Source organism: Pseudomonas sp. SO81, assembly GCF_030374125.1.
In the GTDB taxonomy this organism is placed as follows: domain Bacteria; phylum Pseudomonadota; class Gammaproteobacteria; order Pseudomonadales; family Pseudomonadaceae; genus Aquipseudomonas.
In genome coordinates this window covers 3,458,538-3,482,669 of the sequence record NZ_CP126126.1, presented here as the reverse complement: position 1 = coordinate 3,482,669, position 24,132 = coordinate 3,458,538, and the positions used below count along the sequence as shown (strand labels likewise).

19 protein-coding genes and 1 pseudogene are annotated in these 24,132 nt (G+C 67.3%); 7 read left to right on the top strand and 13 right to left on the bottom strand.

Annotation, left to right across the window (positions count from 1 at the left end):
* Positions 1 to 8: 8 nt before the first annotated feature.
* The gene (locus OH686_RS16250) at positions 9 to 863 is read right to left on the bottom strand and encodes a mechanosensitive ion channel family protein (RefSeq protein WP_289533957.1); all 855 of its coding nucleotides are present in this window, start codon (positions 861 to 863) and stop codon (positions 9 to 11) included.
* A gap of 151 nt (positions 864 to 1,014) precedes the next feature.
* Here OH686_RS16250 and OH686_RS16245 point away from each other — a divergent pair, with 151 nt between their 5' ends.
* The 4 genes from OH686_RS16245 to OH686_RS16230 all read left to right on the top strand — a co-directional run bounded on the left by OH686_RS16245 (position 1,015) and on the right by OH686_RS16230 (position 5,333).
* Positions 1,015 to 2,052: an ABC transporter substrate-binding protein gene (locus OH686_RS16245; RefSeq protein ID WP_289533955.1), complete on the top strand. Its 1,038-nt coding sequence runs from the start codon at positions 1,015 to 1,017 to the stop codon at positions 2,050 to 2,052.
* Positions 2,049 to 3,770, top strand: coding sequence for a diguanylate cyclase domain-containing protein (locus OH686_RS16240; protein ID WP_289533953.1), 1,722 nt, complete (start codon positions 2,049 to 2,051; stop codon positions 3,768 to 3,770). Before OH686_RS16245 ends, OH686_RS16240 begins: the two co-directional genes overlap by 4 nt.
* A gap of 146 nt (positions 3,771 to 3,916) precedes the next feature.
* Complete coding sequence (locus OH686_RS16235; protein ID WP_502942818.1) at positions 3,917 to 4,882, top strand: response regulator; 966 nt, start codon at positions 3,917 to 3,919, stop codon at positions 4,880 to 4,882.
* A gap of 7 nt (positions 4,883 to 4,889) precedes the next feature.
* Positions 4,890 to 5,333, top strand: coding sequence for a PAS domain-containing protein (locus OH686_RS16230; protein WP_137970939.1), 444 nt, complete (start codon positions 4,890 to 4,892; stop codon positions 5,331 to 5,333).
* Between the two features lie 3 nt (positions 5,334 to 5,336).
* Here OH686_RS16230 and rhlE1 read toward each other — a convergent pair whose 3' ends face one another.
* The 10 genes from rhlE1 to urtA all read right to left on the bottom strand — a co-directional run bounded on the left by rhlE1 (position 5,337) and on the right by urtA (position 15,883).
* On the bottom strand, positions 5,337 to 6,686 hold the full coding sequence (rhlE1, locus tag OH686_RS16225; protein ID WP_289533949.1) for an RNA helicase RhlE1: 1,350 nt from the start codon (positions 6,684 to 6,686) through the stop codon (positions 5,337 to 5,339).
* 217 nt (positions 6,687 to 6,903) lie between these two features.
* A complete protein-coding gene (locus tag OH686_RS16220) occupies positions 6,904 to 7,938 on the bottom strand; it encodes an AAA family ATPase (protein ID WP_289533948.1) in 1,035 nt (344 codons plus the stop codon).
* Between the two features lie 3 nt (positions 7,939 to 7,941).
* The gene (locus OH686_RS16215; protein WP_289533946.1) at positions 7,942 to 8,985 is read right to left on the bottom strand and encodes an aliphatic amidase; all 1,044 of its coding nucleotides are present in this window, start codon (positions 8,983 to 8,985) and stop codon (positions 7,942 to 7,944) included.
* A gap of 28 nt (positions 8,986 to 9,013) precedes the next feature.
* Positions 9,014 to 9,361, bottom strand: a complete 348-nt coding sequence (locus OH686_RS16210; protein ID WP_289533944.1) for an FmdB family zinc ribbon protein — start codon at positions 9,359 to 9,361, stop codon at positions 9,014 to 9,016.
* A 55-nt stretch (positions 9,362 to 9,416) separates the two neighbouring features.
* Positions 9,417 to 10,646 (bottom strand): formamidase, encoded by a 1,230-nt coding sequence (gene fmdA / locus OH686_RS16205; protein WP_289533943.1) that lies wholly within the window; start codon positions 10,644 to 10,646, stop codon positions 9,417 to 9,419.
* Positions 10,647 to 10,883: 237 nt separating this feature from the next.
* Positions 10,884 to 11,573 carry an urea ABC transporter ATP-binding subunit UrtE gene (urtE, locus tag OH686_RS16200; protein WP_252272686.1) on the bottom strand — a complete coding sequence of 230 codons (690 nt, stop codon included), beginning with the start codon at positions 11,571 to 11,573 and terminating at the stop codon, positions 10,884 to 10,886.
* Positions 11,574 to 11,595: 22 nt separating this feature from the next.
* Positions 11,596 to 12,360 (bottom strand): urea ABC transporter ATP-binding protein UrtD, encoded by a 765-nt coding sequence (gene urtD / locus OH686_RS16195; RefSeq protein ID WP_289533940.1) that lies wholly within the window; start codon positions 12,358 to 12,360, stop codon positions 11,596 to 11,598.
* On the bottom strand, positions 12,357 to 13,529 hold the full coding sequence (gene urtC, locus OH686_RS16190) for an urea ABC transporter permease subunit UrtC (RefSeq protein WP_289533938.1): 1,173 nt from the start codon (positions 13,527 to 13,529) through the stop codon (positions 12,357 to 12,359). The genes urtD and urtC overlap by 4 nt, the downstream gene beginning before the upstream one ends.
* 10 nt (positions 13,530 to 13,539) lie before the next feature.
* Entirely contained in the window at positions 13,540 to 14,457 is a 918-nt protein-coding gene (gene urtB, locus OH686_RS16185) for an urea ABC transporter permease subunit UrtB (RefSeq protein ID WP_289533936.1), read from the bottom strand.
* 190 nt (positions 14,458 to 14,647) lie between these two features.
* The gene (urtA, locus tag OH686_RS16180; protein ID WP_043308874.1) at positions 14,648 to 15,883 is read right to left on the bottom strand and encodes an urea ABC transporter substrate-binding protein; all 1,236 of its coding nucleotides are present in this window, start codon (positions 15,881 to 15,883) and stop codon (positions 14,648 to 14,650) included.
* A gap of 278 nt (positions 15,884 to 16,161) precedes the next feature.
* Between urtA and OH686_RS16175 the strand changes: the two genes are divergently transcribed.
* Both OH686_RS16175 and OH686_RS16170 read left to right on the top strand, forming a co-directional pair.
* Positions 16,162 to 19,560, top strand: a complete 3,399-nt coding sequence (locus tag OH686_RS16175) for an ATP-binding protein (RefSeq protein WP_289533935.1) — start codon at positions 16,162 to 16,164, stop codon at positions 19,558 to 19,560.
* Positions 19,535 to 20,209, top strand: coding sequence for a response regulator (locus OH686_RS16170; protein WP_289533933.1), 675 nt, complete (start codon positions 19,535 to 19,537; stop codon positions 20,207 to 20,209). The genes OH686_RS16175 and OH686_RS16170 overlap by 26 nt, the downstream gene beginning before the upstream one ends.
* Positions 20,210 to 20,228: 19 nt before the next feature.
* On the opposite strand, the gene OH686_RS16165 is transcribed toward OH686_RS16170, so the two are convergent.
* Positions 20,229 to 22,292 carry an AsmA family protein gene (locus OH686_RS16165; RefSeq protein WP_289533931.1) on the bottom strand — a complete coding sequence of 688 codons (2,064 nt, stop codon included), beginning with the start codon at positions 22,290 to 22,292 and terminating at the stop codon, positions 20,229 to 20,231.
* 115 nt (positions 22,293 to 22,407) lie between these two features.
* Between OH686_RS16165 and OH686_RS16160 the strand changes: the two genes are divergently transcribed.
* Complete coding sequence (locus OH686_RS16160) at positions 22,408 to 23,190, top strand: TatD family hydrolase (RefSeq protein WP_289533929.1); 783 nt, start codon at positions 22,408 to 22,410, stop codon at positions 23,188 to 23,190.
* 88 nt (positions 23,191 to 23,278) lie between these two features.
* Here the strand turns inward: OH686_RS16160 and OH686_RS23410 are convergent.
* A pseudogene (locus OH686_RS23410) lies at positions 23,279 to 23,797 on the bottom strand (methyl-accepting chemotaxis protein); the annotation flags it as partial.
* Positions 23,798 to 24,132: the final 335 nt, after the last annotated feature.

Genomic DNA, 24,132 nt, shown 5'->3' with positions numbered 1-24,132 from the left:
GCCTGCCCTCAGCCGGCGGCCTGCTGGACGATCACCGTCTGCGCCGCCATCGGCGCCGGGAAACCGGCCTCGCCGAGGGCATCCTTGATCACCTTGTTGCTGTCGAAGTACACCTGCCAGTAGTGATCGGTGTGGCAGTAGGGCCGCACCGCCAGCACCGGGCCGACCAGGTTGAACTCGAGGATCTCCACGTCCACCGCCGGTGTCGCCAGCACGTTGTCGATGGCCGCGATGCGCTGCTTGAGCAGGGCCGCGGCGCTCTTCCAGTCGGCCGCGCCGGACAGCTGCGCGGTCAGGTCGACACGGCGGAAGGCGTTGTGCGAGAAGTTCTGGATGTTGTCGCTGAAGATCTTGTTGTTGCCCACCAGGGTCAGCACGTTGTCCGGGGTGTTGATCGCGGTGACGAACAGGCCGATCTCGGTGACGGTGCCGGTGACCCCGCCGGCGCAGATGAAGTCGCCGACCTTGAACGGCCGCAGCACGATGATGAAGCCGCCCGCCGCCAGATTGGCCAGCAGCCCGGACCAGGCCATGCCGATGGCCAGGCCGACCGCCGCGATCAGGGCGGCGAAGGTGGTGGTCTGCACCCCGAAGTAGCCGAGGATGCCGATCACCAGCAGGATGTTCAGGGTCACCGTGATGAAGTTGCCCACGTAGCGCAGCACGGTCGGGTCGACCTTCTGCCGGCCCAGGGCCTTCTGCAGCAGGCCGACGGCGAAGCCGATCAGCCAGCGCCCGATCACCCAGAACGCAATGGCTGCGAGCATCTTCGCGGCGAAGGCGGCGCCGTACTGCGCCACCATGTCCATCAGCTGGTTGACCTTGGTGGTCCCCACCGTGATCAGCGACTCGCCCTCTTCCATTTCCCTGCCCTCGCATGCCGTGAATGACAGCAAGAACGCTAGCACGCCATGGCCGAAACGCCCTGGCGGAGCGTCCGCTTTGCCGTTACGGCAAGGCACTTGGCCATCGTATACACTGCTGAAGCGCCCCCTCGCTTCCCGGTCCACCCCCATGCGCCCGATCCTGGTGTTGCTCGCAGTTCTGCTACCCCTCGCCCCGGGCTTCGCCGCAGCCAGCGAGGCGGTGCTGCGCCTGCTGACCTGGCCCGGCTACGCCGACGCCGACCTGGTGGAGCAGTTCGAGCAACGGCACGACGTGCGGGTGGAGGTCACCCTGGTCGGCAACGACGATGTATTGCGCAGCAAGCTGGCGGAGAACAAGGGCGGCAACTACGACCTGATCGCCGCCAACACCGCGGAGATCGACCACTACATCGACCAGGGCCTGCTGCAGCCACTGCAGCCGACGCGCATCGCCAATACCACCCGCCAGCTCTGGCGCTTCCGCGACTACCCGAAGATTCCCGGCATCAGCCGCGACGGCAAGGTCTACGCGGTGCCCTATACCTATTCGGAGATGGGCCTGATCTACGACCGCAACCAGTTCACCGAACCGCCGCAGTCCATCACCAGCCTGTGGGACCCGCAGCTGCAGGGCCGGGTGCTGGCCTTCAACGGCAGCAGCCACAACTTCTCCCTGGCCAGCCAGGCGCGCGGGCGCGACCCGTTCCGCATCGAGCCCGACGACTTTCCCCAGCTCACCGAGCAGCTGATCGCCCTGCGCCGCAACGTGCTGACCTTCTATTCGCTGCCCGAAGAGGCCGCCAGCCTGTTCCAGGAGCACAAGGTGGCGCTGCTGTTCGCCAACTACGGGCGCCAGCAGCTCAAGCAGCTGCGCGACAACGGCGCCGACGTCGGCTACGTGATCCCCCGCGAAGGTGCCCTGGCCTGGCTCGACTGCTGGGCGATCAGCCGCGGCGCCCGGGACGTGAAACTGGCCGAGGCCTGGATCGACTTCACCCTGGAGCCGCCGATGAGCCACGCCCTGGTCGAGCGCCAGGGCCTGTCCAACACCCTGCAGGAGGAGGAAAGCAGCGGCGTGCCCGGGCGCATGATCTGGCTGCGCCCGGTGGAGGACGCCGAGCGCCGCACCCGTCTGTGGGAGCGCATTCTCTCCGGCGAACGCCCGCCGCTGACGGAGGCGCCATGAAGTTCGGCATCGCCTTCAAGCTCGGCTGTCTGCTGGCGGCGTTCGGCGTGCTGGTCTGCGGCCTGACCGGCTACTACTCCTACAGCAGCAGCCGCGCCACCCTGCTCAAGGCGGCCGAGCGCGACCTGCTCACCGCCACCCAGGTACTCGGCCGCAACCTGCGAGGCAGCATCGACGGCGTGGCCCGCGACGCCCTGCTCATGGCCGAAGTCTCCAGAGCTCGCGAGCTGCCCAGGGTGACCGACGAGCACCACCGCGAACACAGCGAAGATGACCTGGCCGAGCTGTTCCGCGCGCAGATGCAGGTACACCCGGAATACATGCAGATCCGCCTGATCAGTGCCACCGGCCATGGCCTGGAGCAGGTGCGCATCGACCGCGCCGGCGAGCGTCTGCTGCACATCAGCGGCGCCAAGCTGCAGGAGAAGGGCCACTACGCCTACGTGTTCGACACCCTGCGCCTGCCGCCGGGCGAGGTGCGCCTGTCGCCCATCGTGATCAACCACGAGCTGGGCGCCCACTCGGGCCTGGGCAAGCCGACCCTGCACGTGTCCACCCCGGTGGCCGATGCCAATGGCAAGGCCGGCGCCCTGATCGTGATCAACGTCGACCTGGACCAGCTGTTCGCCCAGATCAAGAGCGACCTGCCCAGCCACTACCAGGTGTACCTGAGCAACCGCTGGGGCGACCTGCTGATCCACCCCGACCATCGCCGCACCTTCGGCTTCGACCAGGGGCGCCGGCTGTTCATCCAGGAGGAGTTCCCCGATGTCGCCGCCCTGCTCGGCGACGGCAAGCAGAGCAGCCTGATCAGTCGCACCGATAACAGCGGGCACGACCTGGTGGCCGCGTTCGTCCGCCTCGGCGTCAATGCCAGCACACCGGAACGCTTTATCGTCCTCGGCCTGGCCCAGCCGGAAGACCATGTGCTGGCCGAAACCACCCGCCTCGGCCAGCGCATCATCCAGGTGGTGATCCTCTCCAGCCTGCTGGCCGTGGCCATCGCCATCGTCGCCTCGCGAGCCATGACCCATTCGCTGAAGAGCATCACCCTGGCCGTGGAACAGTTCACCCGCGAACGCCGCAGCGGTCCCCTGCCGGTGCAGCGCCAGGATGAACTGGGTCAGCTGGCGCGCAGCTTCGCGCAGATGCAGGAGGAGATCCTCGACCAGCTCGACGAGCTCAACCAGAGCCGCAACGCCCTGGAGCACCTGGCGCGCCACGACGCGCTCACCTGCCTACCCAACCGGCGCATGTTCTTCGAACGCCTGGAACACGCCCTGGCCAACGCCCGGCGCAGCGCCATGCCGCTGGCCGTGCTGTTCGTCGACCTGGATCACTTCAAGCAGCTCAACGACAGCCTCGGCCACGGCGCCGGCGACCGCGTGCTGCAGGCGGTGGCCAACCTGCTGCGTTCGGCCACCCGCGAGAGCGACACGGTGGCGCGTCTGGGCGGCGACGAGTTCGTCATCCTGATCGAGCAGATGGACGATCCGCAGCGGGTGATCGCGGTATTGCACAAGCTGCACGAGCGCTTCCAGCTGCCCATGCTGATAGACGGCCACGAGGTGCAGGTGCAGGCCAGCATGGGCGTCAGCCTGTTCCCGCGTGACGGCGACGACATCGAATCGCTGCTGCAGCAGGCCGACCGCGCCATGTACGCGGCCAAGAACGCCGGGCGCAACACCTACAGCTACGAGGCCAACGAACAGCGCTGAGCGCCGCCAGCGCACGGGTACTTGTCACCGCTGCCCCGTCATGTTTTCCCCTATCGCGACCCGGCCGACACGCCGTCTATGCTTGCCCTAACGCTTATCACCAGGTGACTCCAGTGCTTCCACTGCTGGTCTGCGACGACTCGACCATGGCGCGCAAGCAGCTTATCCGCGCCCTGCCCCCGGAATGGCCGGTGACCATTACCCAGGCCAGCCAGGGCGAGGAAGCCATGGCCGCGATTCGCCAGGGCCTGGGCGAGGTGGTGCTGCTGGACCTAACCATGCCGGTGATGGACGGCTACCAGGTGCTAGCCAAGGTGCGCGAGGAAGGCCTGGCCTGCCGCATCCTGGTGGTCTCCGGCGATATCCAGGACGAGGCCCAGCGGCGCGTCGCCGAACTCGGCGCCCTGGGCTTCATTCAGAAGCCGGCGCCGGCCGAGGAGCTGCGCGCCACCCTTAAACGCCTCGGCCTGTTCCAGCCGCCCGCCAGCGGCGAGACGGCGCCGGCCCATGAAGAGCGGCTGTTCAAGGTCGGTTTCCGCGACGCCCTGCGCGAGGTCAGCAACGTCGCCATGGGCCGCGCCGCCGCCCTGCTGGCCGCCGAGCTGGGCGTGTTCGTGCAGCTGCCGATTCCCCAGGTCAATCTGTTCGAGGTCAGCGAGCTGCACATGGCCCTGGAGGACGCCCGGCGTGGCGAGCACCTCAGCGCCGTGTGCCAGGGCTTCATCGGCGAGGCCATCGCCGGCGAGGCGCTGCTGCTGTTCCATGACTCGGAAGTGGCCGACATCGCCCAGCTGCTCGGCTGGCAGCCCAAGGATGCCGGCGAGACCTCGGAGATGCTCCTGGACCTGGCCAGCATCCTGATCGGCGCCTGCCTGGCCGGCATCGCCGAGCAGATCGACATCCGCTTCTCCCAGGGCCATCCGCAGCTGCTCGGCCAGCACGCCGCCATCGGCGAGCTGATCCAGCTCAATCGCGAGCGCTGGAAGAAGACCCTGGCGGTAGAGATCAGCTATGGCCTGGAGGGCCACGCCGTGCACTTCGACCTGCTCCTGCTGTTCACCGAGGACTCGCTGCCCCGGCTGACCGGCAAGATCCAATACCTGATGGAGTGACCGACCCATGACCGGCCGCGCGCAGATCGACATGCAGGAGCTGCACTGGCTGCTCGACATCGTCCAGTGTCTGGACGTGGGCGTGCTGGTGCTGGATCGCCAGTATCGCATCGAGGTGTGGAACAGCTTCATGGAGAACCATTCCGGCCTGGGCGCCGACCAGGTGCAGGGCCGCGAGCTGTTCGAGCTGTTCCCGGAGATCGACCGGGCCTGGCTGGAGCGCAAGGTCAACAGCGTGCTGCGCCTGGGCACCCGGGCCTTCAGCCTGTGGCAGCAGCGCCCGTACCTGCTGCGCTTCAAGAGCTACCGGCCGATCACCGGGCAGGCCGACTTCATGTACCAGAACCTCACCGTGCTGCCGCTGGCCGCCTCCCGGGGCCAGGTCGAGCACGTATGCCTGGTGATCTACGACATGACCGACGCCGCCGTCGGCCAGCTGCGCGGCGGCTAGCGGTCAGCGCTTCTTCGGCCCCGGCTTGGGCTTCTCGCCGAACTTGGGCACCGCGCGCACGGCCTTGGCCTTGGGCTTGTCGTCGTCGGCCTCGAACCAGTTGCCCATGTGGATCTTGCCCTTGCCGGCGCGGGCACCGGCGCCGGGAATCACCTTGACCTTGGGCTTCTTCGGCTTCTTCAGTACCGCGCCGCCGGGGGCGGTCTGCGGCACCCGGTGATCCGGCTCGAAGCCCGGTTCGTCCTCGCGGCGGATGATCTGGCCGATCAGCGTCTCGATGGCCGCCAGCAGCTCCACCTCGTCGGCGCAGACCAGCGACACCGCCTCGCCGGTGGCACCGGCACGGCCGGTACGGCCGATGCGGTGCACGTAGTCCTCGGCGACGATGGGCAGGTCGAGGTTGACCACCCGCGGCAGCTCGCTGATGTCCAGGCCGCGTGCGGCCACGTCGGTGGCGGCCAGCACGCGCACCTCGCCTGCCTTGAACCGTTGCAGGGCACGCAGGCGCGAGGGCTGCGGCTTGTCGCCGTGGATCGAGTCGGCAGCGATGCCTTCGGCCAGCAGCAGCTGCTCCAGCTCGTCGACGCCCTTGCGGGTCTTGGCGAACACCAGCAGCTGGTCCCAGCCGTGCTCACGATACAGGTGCAGCAGCAGCTCGCTCTTGCGCTTCTTGTCCACCGTCACCAGCCACTGCTTGACGCTCTTGGCCGCCGCGTTGCGTGGGCTGACCTCGATGGACAGCGGGTCGCGCAGCAGCTCCTTGGCCATCAGGCGGATGGCGTCGGAGAAGGTGGCGGAGAACAGCAGGGTCTGGCGCTTGCGTGGCAGTGCGCTGAACAGTTCGTCCAGCTCCTTGGCGAAGCCGAGGTCGAGCATGCGGTCGGCCTCGTCCAGCACCAGCGCCTGCAGCTGGTCGAAGCGCACCGCGTTCTGCCGGTACAGGTCGAGCAGGCGGCCAGGGGTGGCCACCAGCAGGTCGATGCCCTTGCGCAGCTTCATCATCTGCGGGTTGATGCTGACCCCGCCGTACACCGAGTAGGTGCGCAGCGGCAGGTTCTGCGCGTACTGCTGCACCGCCTGCGCCACCTGCTCGGCCAGTTCGCGGGTCGGCACCAGCACCAGCGCACGCACCGAGTTGGCCGCTACCTGGCTGCCTTCCATGGTCAGCTTCTGCAGCAGCGGCAGGGCGAAGCCGGCGGTCTTGCCGGTGCCGGTCTGCGCCGCGGCGAGCACGTCGCGTCCCTTAAGCACGGCGGGAATGGCCTGCTTCTGCACCGGCGTGGGCTCGCTGTAGTCGAGCGCCTTCAGGGTACGCAGCAGGGGTTCGATCAGGCCGAGGGGTTCGAAGGACATGGCGGAGCAACCGGAAACGGAAAGACGCCAGTTTAACCGTTCGCTTCAGAACCTGTTCAAAGTCTCGCGAGCTAGAGCCAGGCTAGGCAAAAACAAGCGAAGAAGGCACTGGGCCCGCACACGGGTTTACGAGTGGTAAATGAGCATTCCGAGACGCCGCGTCCCGGCTTGTTTTTAACAACGCATGGCCGACGCGCAGCAGGCTTTGGGCAGGTTCTCAGTCGTGCTCGACTACCACGCGCAATCCCTCGTCACCGGCTTGTGCGCGCAGACGAATCGCCGCCGGGTCCTGCAGCACGCAGTCGGCGATGGCCGGCTCCAGCTCGGTGCGCACCCGCCGCGCCAGGGCACGGGCGCCATAGCGTGCGTCGTGGGCGCGGCACAGCCACTCCACCGCGCCCTCCTCCAGCCACAACGAGCGGCCCTGGCGGCCCAGGCGCTGGTTGAGTTTGGTCAGCTCGATCTCCAGCAGCGCCTCCAGCCAGTCGTCGTCGAGGCTCTGGAAGTCGAGGATGCGGTCGATGCGGTTGAGAAACTCCGGGTCGAAGCTGCGCCTGAGCGCCCGCTCGCGCTCGCCGGCCTCGTCGGCGCGCAGGCCCAGCCAGCTGCGCCAGCCACGGGCGAAACGCTCGCGCAGGCGCTGCACCGGCTGGGCGCCGACGTTGCTGGTCATGAAGATCAGGCTGTTGCGGAAATCCAGGGTGCGGCTGCCGGCGGTAAGGGTCAGGCGGCCGTTCTCCAGCACGCCGAGCAGGCTGCGCAGCACCTCGGGGCTGGCCTTCTCCAGCTCGTCGAACAGCACGATGCCGGGGCGGCCGAAGCTGCCGGCGATGGCCTCGGCGTCGAACAGGGTAGTGCCCTCCTTGCTGCCGACATAGCCTGGTGGCGCGCCGGTCAGCGCAGCGGCGTAGTGCTCCTGGGCCAGGGTATGCATATCGATACGGCAGAAGGCGTCACCGCGGCCATGGATGGCCTGGGCCAGCAGGCGCACCACCTCGGTCTTGCCGACGCCGGTGGGGCCCATGAACAGGTTGACCGACAGCGGCCGCTCACGCTCGCCGATGTCGGCCTTGACCACCTTGAGCAGCGCCTCGACCTGCTCCAGCACCGCATCCTGGCCGACGATGCGCTCGCGCAGCAGGGCCATGACCTTGCCCGGTTCGAACAGGAAGCGCGACTGCAAAGTGGCCGCCGGCGCCGCCTCGGCCAGGCGCTGGCGGTTGTGTTCGAGCAGGTCGTTGGCGAAGGGCATGGCTCAGCCTGCGACCTTTTCCTTGCCGGGGTGCGGCAGCTCGCCCACCGGGCAGTCGGCCACGCCGATGGTCGAGCGGGTCAGCTCCTCCACGTCCTCCCGGGCCTTCTGCGCGTCCAGCACCCAGGTGCGGTAGAACTCGAACGGGCAGTCGGCCACACCCTTGTCGCCGTCGCCGGAGTTGTACACGCCGGTGTAGCCACGATGCAGCAGCTTGAACAGGTGGTTCTGCGACTGGTCGTTGGCCCGTGCGTCACGGATCTGCGAGACCGACAGCTGGGCGTACTGGATGCCCATCTCCTCCTCGCCGCACTCGCCGAGAGTGCGGCCGTCGAAGCCAATCAGCGCGGAGTGACCGAAGTAGCTGTACACACCGTCGAAGCCGGTGGCGTTGGCCACCGCCACGTAGCAGTTGTTGGCCCAGGCCATGGTCTTGGCCATCAGCACCTGCTGGTCCTTGGCCGGGTACATGTAGCCCTGGCAGCGCACGATCAGCTCGGCGCCCTTCATCGCGCAGTCGCGCCAGATCTCCGGGTAGTTGCCGTCGTCGCAGATGATCAGGCTGATCTTCATGCCCTTGGGGCCTGCGGAGACATAGGTACGGTCGCCCGGATACCAGCCCTCGATGGGGCACCAGGGGATGCACTTGCGGTACTTCTGCACGATCTCGCCCGCATCGTTGATCAGGATGAGGGTGTTGTACGGCGCCTTGTGCGGATGTTCCTCATGGCGCTCGCCGGTGAGCGAGAAGATGCCCCAGGTCCTGGCGTCGCGGCAGGCGGCGGAGAAGATCGCGGTCTCCTCGCCGGGCACCGTGGCGGCGGTGGCCATCATCTCGTCCTTGTCGTACATGATGCCCATGGTGCTGTACTCGGGGAACACCACCAGGTCCATGCCTGGCAAGCCGAGTTTCATGCCCTTGATCATCTCGGCGATCTTGCGCGCGTTGTCGAGCACTTCGGCCTTGCTGTGCAGGCGCGGCATCTTGTAGTTGACGACGGCGACGCCGACGGTATCGGGGCTGCTGGAAATATCGCCGTGACGCATGACGGAACTCCTGTGTTGAGGCTGGAAACTAGTGGCTGATCATCCACGGCCGCGCCGAGGGGCTGGCCTTGAGGCCGTGGGGGTTGGCCTTGGTCCGCTCGACCGGCTTGCTCGGGCCGCAGCAGCTGCAACCGGCCGGGTGCTTGCGGTTGGCCTTGTACTCTTCGAGGGTCTGCGGCGCGTGGCGCGAGCGCTCGTTGGTCTCGTGCACGCGGCGCTGGCTGCCGGGCATGGTGGCCAGGCCCGGGGCGCTGAGAATCACCCGCTCGCTGACGGTTTCGCAGTAGGGGCAGGCGCAGGGCGTGTCGCGCTCGGCCATCGGCCGCAGCACGGTGAAGTCGCCACATTGCGGACAGTCGTATTCGTAGATCGGCATCGCGACCTCCTGGGAAGCGGAGCGCACGGCGCACACGGCGCCGTGCGCGGGTGCATCACTTGTCGTAGGCGATGGGCATGTCGATGCTGCCGTCCAGGTACTTGGTCGGGCCGCTCGCGCTGGGGTTGATGTCGAACTCGAAGATGTCGGTCGGCAGCCACAGGGTGGCGCAAGCGTTGGGGATGTCGACCACGCCGCTGATATGCCCCTGCACCGGCGCCGAGCCGAGCAGCGAGTAACCCTGGGCAGGCGAGTAGCCGAACTTGGTCAAGTAGTTGATGGCGTTGAGGCAGGCCTGCTGGTAGGCCAGGTTGACGTCCAGGTAGTGCTGCTTGCCGGCGTCGTCGACCGAGATGCCTTCGAAGATCAGGAAGTTGTTGTAGGTCGGCACGATCGGGCTGGGTTTGAAGATCGGGTTCTTGATGCCGTACTTGGCCATGCCGCCCTTGATCAGCTCGACCTTCATGTGCACCCAGCCGGCCATCTCGATGGCGCCGCAGAAGGTGATCTCGCCGTCGCCCTGGCTGAAGTGCAGGTCTCCCACCGACAGGCCGGCGCCGTCGACGTAGACCGGGAAGAAGATCTTCGAGCCACGCGACAGGTCCTTGATGTCGCAATTGCCGCCGTGCTCGCGCGGCGGCACGGTGCGCGCGCCGGTGGCGGCGGCCATGTCGCGGGAGGCGCCGGTCATCTTGCCCATGTGCGCGGTGCTGGCGAACGGCGGGTTGGCCAGCGGCGGCACGCGGGTCGGATTGGTGTCGATCAGCTCCTGCTCGCGGCGGTTCCACTCGGCGAGCATCTTGTGGTCCGGCAGGCAGCCGATCAGGCCGGGGTGGATCAGGCCGGCGAAGCGCACGCCGGGAATGTGCCGGCTCTTGGTGAACATGCCCTCGAAGTCCCAGATCGACTTCTGCGCGGACGGGAAGTAGTCGGTGAGGAAGCCGCCGCCGTTGTTCTTCGAGAAGAAGCCGTTGAAGCCCCACTGCGACTCGGCCTTGGCGCCGATATCGAGCAGCTCGACGATCAGCAGGTCGCCCGGCTCGGCGCCATGCACGCCGACCGGGCCGGACAGGTAGTGCACGGTGGACAGGTCGACGTCGCGCACGTCGCTGGCGTCGTCGTCGTTCTTGATCGCGCCGCCGGTCCAGTCGTAGGTCTCCAGGATGAAGTCGTCGCCCGGCTTGACCCAGCAGGCCATCGGGATGTCCGGGTGCCAGCGGTTGTGGACTTGTTCGTTCTCGGTGGCGGCCTGGTTGAGGTCGACCTTGATCAGGGTGTCGGTCATGACGTTGCTCCTGGGACCAGTGGTGGGTGCCTGGCGCCAATGCGCCGGGGTACGGTGGCCAGTCTCAGGGGGCGCAACGAAACGGAAAATACGTTGGATAACGTATGCGTGGCGCCAGCAATGGCGCGGCTTGCAGCGGCTTTTGTGCAGACACGAAAAAGCGGCCGGGGCATGGAGAACACGCCGGCCGTAAACAGGTGAAGCGCTGCCCTCCCCCGGCCGGGAGAGGGGCTGAAATCACACCGAGAGGTAGCGGCTGATGGTCGCCTCGTCGACCCTGTCGCGCGCCTCCTCGATGACGAACTTGCCCTTCTCGATGACCAGGAAGCGGTCGGCGATTTCCATGGTGAAGGACAGCACCTGCTCGGAGACGATGATGGTCAGGTCACGCAGGTTGCGGATCTCCTTCAGGGTACGGGCGATGTCCTTGATGATCGACGGCTGGATGCCCTCGGTCGGCTCGTCGAGCAGCAGCACCTTGGGATTGGTCGCCAGCGCACGGGCGATGGCCAGCTGTTGCTGCTGGCCGCCAGAGAGGTTGCCGCCCTTGCGGTGGCGCATCTCCTGCAGCACCGGGAACAGCGCGTAGAGGTCGTCCGGCACCTTGCCCTTGGCCGACGCCGGCAGGCCGGTCTGGATGTTCTCCAGCACGGTCATGCTGGGGAAGATCATCCGCCCCTGCGGCACGTAGGCGATGCCGGCCTCGACGCGCTGGTGGGTCTCCAGCCTGGAGATGTCCCGACCATCGACGCTGATCTGCCCGCCCCACTGCGGCAGCACGCCCATCAGGCTCTTGAACAGGGTGGTCTTGCCCATGCCGTTGCGGCCCATCACCGCGACGATTTCCTTCTTCGCCACGTCGAGGTTGAGTTCGTGGAGGATCTGGCTCTGGCCGTAGCCGGAGACGAGGTTGTCGATCTGGAACATGCTGGACTCCTTGACCCGGGGCTCAGTGCCCCAGGTACACCTCGATGACCTTGGGATTGCTCTGCACCGCGTCCATGCTGCCCTCGGCCAGCACCTTGCCCTGGTGCAGCACGGTGACCTTGTGGGCGATGCTCTTGACGAACTCCATGTCGTGCTCGATGACCAGCACCGAGCGGCCCTGGCTGATACGCTTGAGCAGCTCGGCGGTGGCCACGCGCTCGCTGACGCTCATGCCGGCCACCGGCTCGTCGAGCATCAGCAGCTGCGGGTCCTGCATCAGCAGCATGCCGATCTCCAGCCACTGCTTCTGGCCGTGCGAGAGCAGGTCCGCCTGCAGGTGCAGGTGCTCGCCGAGCATGATTTCGGTGGCCACCTGCTCGACCCGCTCGATCACCGCCTGCGAGCGTTTGAAGAACAGCGCGCCGAACACCTTGCGACCTTTGGGATAGGACATCTCCAGGTTCTCGAACACCGTCAGGTTCTCGTAGATCGACGGGTTCTGGAACTTGCGCCCGACGCCGGCGCGGACGATGTCGAACTCGCGCATCCTGGTCAGCTCGCGGTTCTCGAACTGGATGCTGCCGGCGGTGGCCTTGGTCTTGCCGCAGATCAGGTCGAGCACCGTGGTCTTGCCGGCGCCGTTGGGGCCGATGACCACGCGCACCTCGTTGCGGTCGATGTACAGGTTGAGATCATCGACCGCCTTGAAGCCGTCGAACGACACGGTCAGGCCCTCGATGGCCAGCACCGGTTTGGGCATCTGGAAGCCAGCGGGATTGGGGCTCATGGGGTGGTCTCCAGTTCGGGAGTAGGTGCGGCCTTGGCGACCGGCTTGGCCATCGGCTCGGTCTTCACCGGCGCCTTGGCCTTCGGCTTGAGGCGCGCGAGCCAGCGCTTGCCGTGGCTGTCCCACAGGCCGGCAAGGCCGTTGGGGAAGTACATGACCACGGCGATGAACAGGCCGCCCATCAGGTACAGCCACAGCTCGGGGAAGCTCTCGGAGAAGTAGGTCTTGCCGAAGTTGACCAGCAGCGCGCCGTACACCGCGCCGAGCAGCGACAGGCGCCCGCCGACGGCGGCGAAGATGACCATCTCGATCGACGGCACGATGCCGACGAAGCTCGGCGACATGAAGCCGACCTGCAGGGTGAACATCGCCCCGCCGATGGCGGCGAAGGCGGCGCCGACGCAGAACACGAAGATCTTGAAGCTGGCCACGTCGTAGCCGGAGAAGCGCACGCGCTCCTCCTTGTCGCGCATGGCCAGCAACAGGCGGCCGAGCTTGGAGGCGATGATGAAGCGCGCCAGCAGGATGCAGCCGAACAGCAGGAAGGCGCTGACGAAGTACAGGATCAGCTTGGCCTCGTCGGTGCGGATGTCCCAGCCCATCAGGGTCTTCAGGTCGGTGATGCCGTTGACCCCGCCGGTGTAGCCCTGCTGGCCGATGATCAGCACGGTGAGGATCAGCGCAATGGCCTGGGTGACGATGGAGAAGTACACGTCACCGACGCGGCGCTTGAACATGGTCAGGCCGATCACCAGGGCCAGCAGCACCGGCACCGCGATCACCGCCAGCAGGGTGAAACCGAAGCTGTGGAACGGCTGCCAGAGCATCGGCAGCTCGGTGATCTGGTTCCAGTCCATGAAGTCCGGGATGCCGGGGGTGGACTGGATCTTGGTGCTTTCCGGGTCGGATGCCTCGAGCTTGAGGAACATCGCCATGCAGTAGCCGCCGAGGCCGAAGAAGATGCCCTGGCCGAGGCTGAGGATGCCACCGTAGCCCCAGCACAGCACTAGGCCGACGGCAACGAAGGCGTAGGTCAGGTACTTGCCGACCATGTTCAGGCGGAAGGCATCGAGCAGCAGCGGGAACACCACCAGGATCAGCACGGCGAGCACCGCCAGGCCGATGGCGCCCTGCTTGCCGCCCAGAAGTTTGTCGAGAGTCGGATTCATGGGCGGTTCCTCATTTACGCACTTTGATCGAGAACAGGCCCTGCGGGCGCATCATCAGAATCAGGATCACCGCCGACAGGGTCAGCACCTTGGCCATCGAGCCGCTCATGAAGAACTCCATGATCGACTGGGCCTGGGCAATGGAGAACGCCGAGGCGATGGTGCCGAACAGGCTGGCCGCGCCCCCGAAGACCACCACCAGGAAGGTATCGACGATGTACAGCGAGCCGGCGGTCGGGCCGGTGGAGCCGATGGTGGTGAAGGCCGCGCCGGCCACACCGGCCACGCCGCAGCCGAGGGCGAAGGTCATGCGGTCGACGCGCTTGGTGTTGATACCCACCGCGCGGCTCATCACTCGGTTCTGCATGGTGGCGCGCACCTGCAGGCCCCAGCGCGAGCGGTACAGCATGAGGAAGATGGTGGCGGTGAGGAGAATGGTCAGGCCCATGACGAACAGGCCGTTACGCGGGATGTCGATGGTCTCGGTGGGGTTCCACGAGCCCATCAGCCACTCCGGCAGGGTGGCGCTGACCTCGCGCGCACCGAAGATCGAGCGGAACGCCTGCTGCATCACCAGGGACAGGCCCCAGGTGGCCAGCAGGGTATCCAGCGGCCGCTGGTACAGCTTGCTGATCATCGCCCATTCCACCAGCCAGCCGATGGCGCCGGCGATGAGGAAGGACAGGACGATGGCGAAGAAGAAGTAGTAGGGCCCGAAGGCCGGGGCGTACTGCTCGGTCAGCGAGGACACCACAAAGGTGGTGTAGGCGCCGATGGTGAGGAACTCGCCGTGGGCCATGTTGATCACGCCCATCTGGCCGAAGATGATCGCCAGCCCCAGAGCCATCAGCAGCAGGACGCAGAACACGGACAAGCCGTTGAAGCCCTGCATGGCCGCGATGGCACCAAATTCCGATAGCCATTCCATGTTGATGGTCTCCTGGCGGGAAAAATGGCGAGAGCAATTCAGCCCTCACCCCAGCCCTCTCCCGAGGGGAGAGGGGGTTGTACGGGAGTCGGCTGGAGGGCACCGCGCAAATCGGCGACACCGCTCCAGTCCCCTCTCCCACTGGGAGAGGGCTAGGGTGAGGGTCCGAGCGCCTCACCCCATCACATGCTTACTGGTAGCCTTTCGGGAAGGGGTTCGGCTCGATCAGGCCGGACTCGTAGACCACCTTGAACTGGCCGTCCTTCTGCACCTGGCCGATGCGGGTCTTGCTCCACAGGTGATGGTTGTCGTGGACCTTCACGTAGCTTTCCGGCGCGCTGTTCAGCTCGATACCCGGCGAGGCGGCGGCGACCTTGTCGACGTCGAAGCTGCCGGCTTTCTCGACCGCGGCCTTCCACAGCCACGGGCCGAGGTAGGCGGCCTGGGTCACGTCACCGATGACCGCATCCTTGCCGTACTTGGCCTTGAAGGCCTCGACGAAGGCGGCGTTGTTCGGGTTGTCCAGGCTCTGGAAGTACTTCATGGAGGCGTAGAAGCCTTCCATGTTCTCGCCGCCGATGCCGAGCAGTTCGTCCTCGGTAACCGACAGGGTCAGCACGTTCTGCTTGGCGGCGGTGACGCCGGCGGCCTTCATCTGCTTGTAGAAGGCGACGTTGGAGCCCCCGACCACGGCGGTGAACACCACATCAGGCTTCTTCAGCTTGACCTTGTTGATCAGCGAGCCGAACTGGGTGTTGCCCAGCGGGTAGTACTCCTCGCCCACCACCTTGCCGCCGAGCACGTTCTCGATGTGCTTGCGCGCGATCTTCATCGAGGTACGCGGCCAGATGTAGTCGGAACCGATCAGGTAGAAGGTCTTGGCGCCCTTCTCCTTGGCGATCCAGTCGAGGCCGGCGAGGATCTGCTGGGTCGCCTCCTGGCCGGTGTAGATGACGTTCTTCGACTGCTCCAGGCCCTCGTAGAAGGTCGGGTAGTAGAGCAGGCCGTTTTCCTTCTCGAACACCGGCAGCACCGCCTTGCGCGAGGCCGATGTCCAGCAGCCGAACACGGCGGCGACCTTGTCGCCCACCAGCAGCTTCTTGGCCTTCTCGGCGAAGGTCGGCCAGTCGGAGGCGCCGTCTTCCTGGATCACCTTGATCTGCCGGCCGAGGATGCCGCCGGAGGCGTTGATCTGCTCGATGGCCAGGCGCTCGGCCTGGATCGAACCGGTCTCCGAGATGGCCATGGTACCGGTGGCCGAGTGCAGCTGGCCGACCGTCACTTCGGTGTCGGTCACGGCCAGGCCGGTGGTGTTGGCGCTGTCGGCCATGACGCCCTGGCTGAACACGCTGGCGGCCAGCAGCGAGAGCGCGGCGGCGCCCAGCGCCAGCCGGCGGGGTAGAAGTCGGGTCGGTTGTGCATCCATCGTCGTGCTCCTCGTGCGGTTGGGTCGTTGCCGGCCTGTCTGCGCAGGTCTGCTCCGGGTTCGCCGCAAGAATGCGGGCGCCCTCCCCGCCGGGGTATACGCAGCATGACGTAAGCGCATACGTCATCTGACGTACAGCGCCACGGCACCAGCCTGGTGCACTCTCGAGCCCGAGCAGGAAGCCAGACAGAAGCCCGGGCGCACGCGCACGCGGCCCGCAGTTGGGGGCATGGATGTTGCAAATTCGCAGAGCAAACGGCAGCACCAGGAGCACGGGCGTGCAACCCACCGGAACCCAGCGCATCGTCAAGATCCGCCGCGACTACAACAGCTGGGTCGCCGACGAGACCATGGAGGACTACGCCCTGCGCTTCACCCCGCGGGCGTTCCGCAAGTGGTCGGAGCTGCGCATCGCCAACACCGCCCTCGGCGCCGTGTCGTTCCTCGCCCTGGAGGCCATCGGCGGCGCCCTGGCGCTGTCCTATGGCTTCACCAACACCCTGTGGGCGATCCTCGCGGTGAGCCTGGTGATCTTCCTCACCGGCCTGCCGATCAGCTACTACGCGGCGCGCTACGGCGTGGACATGGACCTGCTGACCCGCGGCGCCGGCTTCGGCTACATCGGCTCGACCATCACCTCGCTGATCTATGCCAGCTTCACCTTCCTGTTCTTCGCCCTCGAGGCGGCGATCATGGCCCTGGCCCTGGAGCTGTACTTCGACATCCCGCTGGCGCTGGCCTACGTGATCTGTTCGGTGATCATCATTCCCCTGGTGGCCTACGGCATCACCCTGATCAACCGCCTGCAGACCTGGACCCAGCCGGTGTGGCTGGTGCTGCTGTTGCTGCCCTACGCCTTCGTCATCGCCAAGAATCCCGAAGCGATCGGCGACTGGACCAGCTTCGCCGGCCGCGAGGGCGAGGCCGGCAGCTTCAACCTGCTGCACTTCGGCGCCGCCTGCACCGTGGCCCTGGCCCTGGTCACGCAGATCGGCGAGCAGGTCGACTACCTGCGCTTCCTGCCGGAGAAGACCGCGCAGAACCGCAAGCGCTGGTGGGCCGCGCTGCTCATGGCCGGCCCCGGCTGGATCATCCCCGGCGCGCTGAAAATGCTCGCCGGCGCCTTCCTCGCCTTCCTCGCCCTGCAGCACGAGATCCCCATCGAGCGCGCCGCCGAGCCGACGCAGATGTACCTGGTGGCCTTCCACTACGTGTTCGCCTCGCCGCAGTGGGCACTCGGCGCCATGGTGCTGTTCGTCATCGTCAGCCAGGTGAAGATCAACCTGACCAACGCCTACGCCGGCTCCCTGGCCTGGTCCAACTTCTTCGCCCGCGTCACCCACAGCCATCCGGGGCGCGTGGTGTGGCTGGTGTTCAACGTGGCCATCGCGCTGATGCTGATGGAGCTGGGCGTGTTCGAGGCGATCGAGGAGGTGCTCGGCCTCTACGCCAACATCGCCATCGCCTGGATCGGTGCGCTGGTGGCCGACCTGGTGATCAACAAGCCGCTGGGCCTGTCGCCACGCTACATCGAGTTCAAGCGCGCGCACCTGTACGACATCAACCCGGTCGGCGTCGGCGCCATGCTGTTCGCCTCGCTGCTCTCGGTGCTGGCCCACTTCGGCCTGTTCGGTGCCCTGGCCCAGGCCGCCTCGCCGCTGGTGGCGCTGTTCTCCGCGTTCCTCTGCGCGCCGCTGCTGGCCTGGTTCACCGGCGGCCGCTTCTATATCGCCCGCACCAGCACGGCGGCGCTGATCCACCCGCCGAGCGCGACCGACGCCGGCCGCTGCGGCCTGTGCAACAACGCCTTCGAGATCGAGGACATGGCCTTCTGCCCGGCCTACAGCACGCCGATCTGCTCGCTGTGCTGCTCGCTGGACGCGCGCTGCGGCGACGCCTGCAAACCCCATGCGCGGCTCAGTCGGCAGGTCGATGCGCTGCTGCACTGGCTGCTGCCCTGGGCCAGCATCCCGCGCCTGCACAGCCGCCTGGCCCAGTACCTGGGCTTCCTCGTCCTGCTGGTAGTGATGCTGTTCGGCGCCCTGGCGCTGATCTACAGCCAGGTCTCCCACGGCCTGGTGCCGCACTCGGCGGAGGTGCAGCAGACGCTGTACCAGGCCTTCATCAAGGCCTTCCTCACCCTCTCGCTGTTCGCCGGCATGCTCGCCTGGTGGATCGTCCTGACCCGCGAGAGCCGCCAGGTGGCGCAGCAGGAGTCGGACCGTCAGACCCTGCTGCTGATGCAGGAGATCGAGGCCCACGGCAAGACCGACGAGGCGCTGCAGAAGGCCAAGGTTCTGGCCGAGAACGCCAACGCGGCGAAGAGCCGCTATGTCACCGGCCTGTCCCACGAGCTGCGCACGCCGCTCAACAGCATCCTCGGCTACACCCAGATCCTGCAGCGCGACGCGGCCATGCCCGAGCGCCATCACGACGCCCTGGCCACCATCTACCGCAGCGGCTCGCACCTGCTGTCGCTGATCGACGGCCTGCTCGACGTGGCCAAGATCGAAGCCGGCAAGCTGCACCTGGAACTCTCGGAAATCGCCCTGCCCGAGTTCGTCGGCCAGCTCGAACGCATGTTCGCCCCCCAGGCCGCCGAGAAGGGCCTGGCCTTCCGCCTGGAAACGGCCGGGCGGATTCCCGCCGTGGTGCGCGGCGACGAGAAGCGCGTGCGGCAGATTCTGATCAACCTGCTGGGCAATGCCGTGCGCTTCACCGAGCAGGGCGAGGTGCGCCTGCGCGTCAGCTACTTGCGCGAGACCGCCTGCTTCGAGATCGTCGACACCGGTATCGGCATCGCCCCCGAGCAGATCGAGCGCATCTTCCAGCCCTTCGAGCGCGGCGACCTGATGCGCCAGGACAACGGCGTCGGCCTAGGCCTGACGATCACCCGCATGCTCACCGCGCTGATGGGCGGCGAGCTGTCGGTGCACAGCGAGCCGGGCAAGGGCACGCGCTTCCAGGTGCGCCTGTTCCTATCCGAGGTGCGCGCGCCGCAGGCGGTGGTGCACGTGGCGCACGACATCATCGGCTACCAGGGGCCGCGCCGCCTGGTGCTGGTGGTGGACGACCACCTGGAACACCGCCGCGTGCTGGCCGGCATGCTCGAGCCGCTGGGCTTTCGCGTCGAGCAGGCGGCCAGCGGCCAGGAGGCGATCCGCCAGGCCGCGCTGCTCAGCCCCGACCTGATCCTCATGGACCTGTCGATGCCGCAGATGGACGGCTTCGAGGCCAGCCGCCTGATCCGCCGCAACGCCCTGTGCCAGGCGCCGATCATCGTCATCTCGGCGAATGCCTTCGCCGACGACCGCGAGCGCAGCATCGCCGCCTACTGCAACGACTACCTGGCCAAGCCGGTGCATATCCCGGCGCTGCTCGAACGCATCCAGCAGCAGCTCGGCTTGCAGTGGCTGCACCGCGTGGCCGAACCGGAGCCGGCGCAGCCGCAGGTCGAGGCACTGCCCAGCGCCGGCGAGCTGGCCGAGCTGCGCGAGCTGGCGGCGCTCGGCTACATGCGCGGCATCCAGGACAAGCTCGACGCCATCGAACGCCAGACCCCGGCCTGCGCGCCCTTCACCAAACGCCTGCGGGCCCTGGCCAAGGGCTTCCGTCTGGATGAACTCAACCGCCAACTCAAGGAGGCCGAACATGAATGCAGCCACGCAGCTTGCTGAGCGCGGTACGGTGCTGATCGTCGACGACACACCGGACAACCTCGCCCTGCTCTCCGACGCCCTCGACGCCCAGGGCTACATGGTGCTGGTGGCGCTGGACGGCCAGAGCGCGCTGAACCGCATCCAGCGTCGGCGCCCCGACCTGATCCTGCTCGATGCGATGATGCCCGGCCTGGACGGCTTCGAGACCTGCCGCAGGATCAAGGCCGAGCCGAACAGCGCCGACATCCCGGTGCTGTTCATGACCGCCCTGACCGACAGCGAGCACGTGGTCGAGGGCTTCGCCGCCGGCGGCAGCGACTACGTGACCAAGCCGATCCACACCGACGAGGTGCTGGCGCGGGTCGCCGCCCACCTGCGCACCGCACGCACCCTGCAGTCGGCACGCGCCGCGGCGCAGCCGGTGGACCTGACCCTGAGCAACGAGCCGACCTTCGAGACCCTCTCGGCGCGCTTCCAGCTCACCGAGCGCGAGGTGGAAGTGCTGCGCTGGGTGGCCTGCGGCAAGACCAACCGCGACATCGGCGACATCCTCGGCCTGTCGCCACGCACGGTGAACAAGCACCTGGAACACGTCTACGTGAAGCTCGGCGTGGAGACCCGCACCGCCGCGGCGGCGGTGGCCATCTCCGCCAGCGTGGCGCGCTAAAGCGGCATAGCCGGGGCATTCACCCCTTGCCGCCCTGCTGCATCTGCCGCAGCAGCGGCGCGCACTGGCTGGGCTCGTCGCCACTGCTGGGCGCCACCAGTGCCAGCAGGCCTGCCGCCGGCGCCACCGCCACGCCGAGCGCCACTAGGCCGACGCCGCGCAAGGCCAGCGGTGTGCCCTTGACCCCGGCGTCGGGATTCTTGAAGGTGCCGCGCACGAACAGCGGCGAGCGCAGGGAGAAGATGCGCAGGCCCTTGGCCGCCGGGGTGACGACGAAATCGAGACGCTCGTTGGCGAAGCTGGCGCTGCCGTCGACCTTGATCAGCGCGTTCTCGGTATCGACCACGAACAGCCGGCTGCTCATCAGCCCGTTGCGGATGCCGAGGTCGGCGGCGGCGCAGTTGATGGTCACCTCGTCGTCGCCGAACAGCTTGCCGACCAGATAATTGCCGACGTTGAGCCCGGCGATTTCCAGCAGGCCGCGGCTCACGGCGCCATCGTTGATCAGCATCTGCAACTCGCCATCGGCACTGCCTAACAGGGCCGCCACCGAGTTGCCGGTGCCGCTCAGCTTGGCGTCACCATTCAGCGCACCGAGGCTGGTCTGCATCGGCGCGAAGGTGGGAAACAGCTGCTTGAGCTTGAGACCGCGGGCGCTCAGGCGTGCCTGCCCACGCATCGGCACCTGCGCGCCGTTCAGACGAATCTGCGCATCCAGCGTGCCGCCGGCCATGCCGAAGCGCAGGGGCTCCAGGCTGAGCACGCCGTAGTTGAGCACCAGGTGGGTGTCCAGGTCGCGGATCGGCAGCTTCTCGTCATGCACGATGCGCTTGCCGGTGAAGCGCACGTCGGCGTCCATGCTGCGCCAGCGCTCGGTGCGAAACTCCTCCACCGGCAGCACCTTGTTCGCCGGCTGGCTGACGGCGGCGCCGCGCGCCTTCTTCTCGGCATTGGAGTCGGCGCCGATCAGCGGCGCCAGGTCGGCGAACAGCAGTTGCTGGGAGGTCAGCCGCCCCGACAGCTTAGGGCGCGGCTGGCGGTTGACGAAGGTCAGGTCGCCCTGGATATCGCTGTCGCCGATGCGGCCATTGAAGTCCTGGTAGCGGAACAGCGCGCCGCCGGCGTCGCGCAGATCCGCCTGCAGGCGGCCGTCGGTGCTGTAGGGCGGGGTGTCCGGCAGGGTCACGCCGGTCAGCGGATAGAGTTGGCTCAGGCTGGTGCCCGCCAGGCGCAGGCGCAGGTCGAGGGCGCCGAGGTGCCGCGGATCGGTCAGGCTACCGGCGACGCGAATGCGCGTGCTGCCGATGCGTACATCGGCCTGCAGCGGAAACGGCAGGCTGGCGTCCTGCAAGGCGAGCAGGCCGCCGACCTTGCCGCTGCCGCTCACCGCCTGGCCCTGGAAACGGCCCTTGGCGCGCCAGGCGAAGGCGTAGTCCTGGGCCGCCGCATGTTCGTCGGCCAGGCGCTTGGCGGCGCTGTCGCCGACTATCTGGGCAAACGGGATGGGCGCGCCGAGCGGGTCGATCTGCGCCTCGAGGCGGGTCTTCGACACCTGGTCATCGAGGCTGACCACGCCCTGATCGAAGCCGATGGTGCCGATATCCAGGGTCCAGGGGCTCGGCTCGGCCGCCTCATCCGGCTGCTGGCCACCCAGGTCGAAGGTCCAATTGGCGCGGCCATCGGCCAGGCGCTGCAGGCTGACGTAGGGTGCGCCAAGCTCGATGCGCGGGATGCTCAGGGTCTTCCACAGCAACGGTAGGGGTGCTAGGCGGAACTGCACCCGGTCGAGGCTGACGAAAGTGTCGCCCTCGGCCCACTCGGGATTGCCCAGGTTCAGCTGTTCGGCGGCGAAGTGCGGCCACGGCAGCCAGGCGCGCCAGCCACCCTCCTCCGGCTCGCGCTGCCAGACCACGCTGAGGTTGCCCTCGATGGCGAACGGCCGGTTCAAGGCCTGCGACACCTTGTCGTTGATGCTCGGGCGCAGCAGGTTCCAGTCGAACAGCACCAGGAACAGCATGAGCGCCGCGACCGCCAGAAGCAGTACGGCCAACGCCCCGCTCATCCACTTGCGAATCCGCAGCATTCCTCGGTTTCCTTTCTGACCACTGCAGTTTCGACTGACGAAACGCGGGAACGCTCCCCAGGCTGGTGCACTCGAGTGAAATACCCGATGCTGGAACCTTCAACCGGACCCGCCCATGCAGCTGATCGACACCCACACCCACCTCGACTTCCCCGACTTCGACGCCGATCGCACCGAGCTGCTGGCGCGCAGCCGTACGGCGGGAGTGGAGAAGCTGGTGGTGCTCGGCGTGTACCGGGACAACTGGCAGCGCTTGTGGGATCTGGTGCAGTGCAATGAGGGCCTGTACGCCGCCTTCGGCCTACACCCGGTGTATCTGCAGCAGCATCGCCCCGAGCATCTGGATCAGCTGCGCGAGTGGCTGCAGCGCCTGGCCGGGAACCCGCGCCTGTGCGCGGTGGGCGAGTTCGGCCTGGACTACTACGTGGAAAGCCTGGACCGCGAGCACCAGCAGCAGCTGTTCGAGGCGCAGCTCGGCCTGGCCGCCGAGTTCGAGCTGCCCGCCCTGCTGCATGTACGGCGCGCCCACGCGGCGACCATCGCCACGCTCAAGCGCTACAAGCTGCCCCGCGGCGGGGTGATCCACGCCTTCACCGGCAGCTATGAGGAGGCCCGCGAGTACATTCGTCTCGGCTTCAAACTGGGCCTGGGCGGCGCGCCGACCTGGCCCCAGGCCCTGCGCCTACGCAAGGTGATCCCGCGCCTGCCGCTCGAGGCCATAGTGCTGGAGACCGATTCACCGGACATGGCCCCGGCCATGCACCCGGGCGTGCGCAACAGCCCGGAACACCTGCCGGACATCTGCGCAGCCCTGGCCGAACTGTGCGGCGTGACAGCCGAGGAGCTGGCCGCCGCCAGCAGCCGCAATGCGGCCGAACTGTTCGGCTGGCAGCTCTGAGAGCGGAGCGACACTCGCGCGCGGCCTTAACCCGCCCTGGAAACGACAAGGCCCGCCGATTGGCGGGCCCTGCTTGGCGAAGTGGCGATCAGACGCGGAAGGCGCCGATCAGCTCCTTCAGGCGCGCCACCTGATCGGACAGCGCGCGGCTGGCCTGCTCGGTCTCGACGGCGCCCTCGGCAGTGCGCTCGCCGGCCTGGTTGATCTCGACGATGTTCATGTCGATATCGTGGGCCACGGCGGTCTGCTGCTCGGCGGCGGCGGCGATCTGCTGGTTCTGGTCGACGATCATGCCGACCGCACCGAGGATGTTTTCCAGCGCGTGCTGCACCTGGGCCGACTGGCTGACGGTGCTCTCCACCATCTGGTGGCTGCCGTTCATGGCGGTCACCGTGGCGCCCACGCCGTTCTGCAGGCGACCGATCATCTGCTCGATCTCTTCGGTGGACTGATGGGTACGCTTGGCCAGGTTGCGCACCTCGTCGGCCACCACGGCGAAACCGCGTCCCTGCTCGCCGGCCCGCGCCGCCTCGATGGCCGCGTTGAGCGCCAGCAGGTTGGTCTGCCCGGCGATGCCCTTGATCACGTCCAGCACCTGGCTGATCGAGGCGCTGTCGGCGGCCAGCTGGTTGATCACGGTCACCGACTGGTCGATCTCGCTGGCCAGGCGCTGGATGCTGCCGACCTGGGATTCGACCATGGCGCGACCGCTGACGGTCTCGTCGTTGACGCTCTGCGCACTGCCCACCGCGGCGGCGGCGCTGCGCGCCACCTCCTGGGCGGTGGCGGACATCTGATTCATCGCGGTGGCCACCTGCTCGATCTGCCCGCGCTGGGCGGACACGGCCTGGCTGCTCTCACCGGAGACCAGCTCGACGCGATCGGCCTGGCGCTCCACTTCGGTGACGGTCTGGCCGACCAGCTCGATCAGGTCGCGGATCT

Coding starts and splice junctions, on each gene's coding strand:
- OH686_RS16250 (WP_289533957.1), bottom strand. CDS start 863: ATGGAAGAGGGCGAGTCGCTGATCACGGTGGGGACCACCAAGGTCAAC.
- OH686_RS16235 (WP_502942818.1), top strand. CDS start 3,917: ATGGCGCGCAAGCAGCTTATCCGCGCCCTGCCCCCGGAATGGCCGGTG.
- urtD (WP_289533940.1), bottom strand. CDS start 12,360: ATGAGCCCCAATCCCGCTGGCTTCCAGATGCCCAAACCGGTGCTGGCC.
- OH686_RS16245 (WP_289533955.1), top strand. CDS start 1,015: ATGCGCCCGATCCTGGTGTTGCTCGCAGTTCTGCTACCCCTCGCCCCG.
- OH686_RS16230 (WP_137970939.1), top strand. CDS start 4,890: ATGACCGGCCGCGCGCAGATCGACATGCAGGAGCTGCACTGGCTGCTC.
- urtE (WP_252272686.1), bottom strand. CDS start 11,573: ATGTTCCAGATCGACAACCTCGTCTCCGGCTACGGCCAGAGCCAGATC.
- OH686_RS16160 (WP_289533929.1), top strand. CDS start 22,408: ATGCAGCTGATCGACACCCACACCCACCTCGACTTCCCCGACTTCGAC.
- OH686_RS16215 (WP_289533946.1), bottom strand. CDS start 8,985: ATGCGTCACGGCGATATTTCCAGCAGCCCCGATACCGTCGGCGTCGCC.
- OH686_RS16240 (WP_289533953.1), top strand. CDS start 2,049: ATGAAGTTCGGCATCGCCTTCAAGCTCGGCTGTCTGCTGGCGGCGTTC.
- OH686_RS16210 (WP_289533944.1), bottom strand. CDS start 9,361: ATGCCGATCTACGAATACGACTGTCCGCAATGTGGCGACTTCACCGTG.
- fmdA (WP_289533943.1), bottom strand. CDS start 10,646: ATGACCGACACCCTGATCAAGGTCGACCTCAACCAGGCCGCCACCGAG.
- OH686_RS16165 (WP_289533931.1), bottom strand. CDS start 22,292: ATGCTGCGGATTCGCAAGTGGATGAGCGGGGCGTTGGCCGTACTGCTT.
- urtC (WP_289533938.1), bottom strand. CDS start 13,529: ATGAATCCGACTCTCGACAAACTTCTGGGCGGCAAGCAGGGCGCCATC.
- OH686_RS16170 (WP_289533933.1), top strand. CDS start 19,535: ATGAATGCAGCCACGCAGCTTGCTGAGCGCGGTACGGTGCTGATCGTC.
- rhlE1 (WP_289533949.1), bottom strand. CDS start 6,686: ATGTCCTTCGAACCCCTCGGCCTGATCGAACCCCTGCTGCGTACCCTG.
- OH686_RS16220 (WP_289533948.1), bottom strand. CDS start 7,938: ATGCCCTTCGCCAACGACCTGCTCGAACACAACCGCCAGCGCCTGGCC.
- urtB (WP_289533936.1), bottom strand. CDS start 14,457: ATGGAATGGCTATCGGAATTTGGTGCCATCGCGGCCATGCAGGGCTTC.
- urtA (WP_043308874.1), bottom strand. CDS start 15,883: ATGGATGCACAACCGACCCGACTTCTACCCCGCCGGCTGGCGCTGGGC.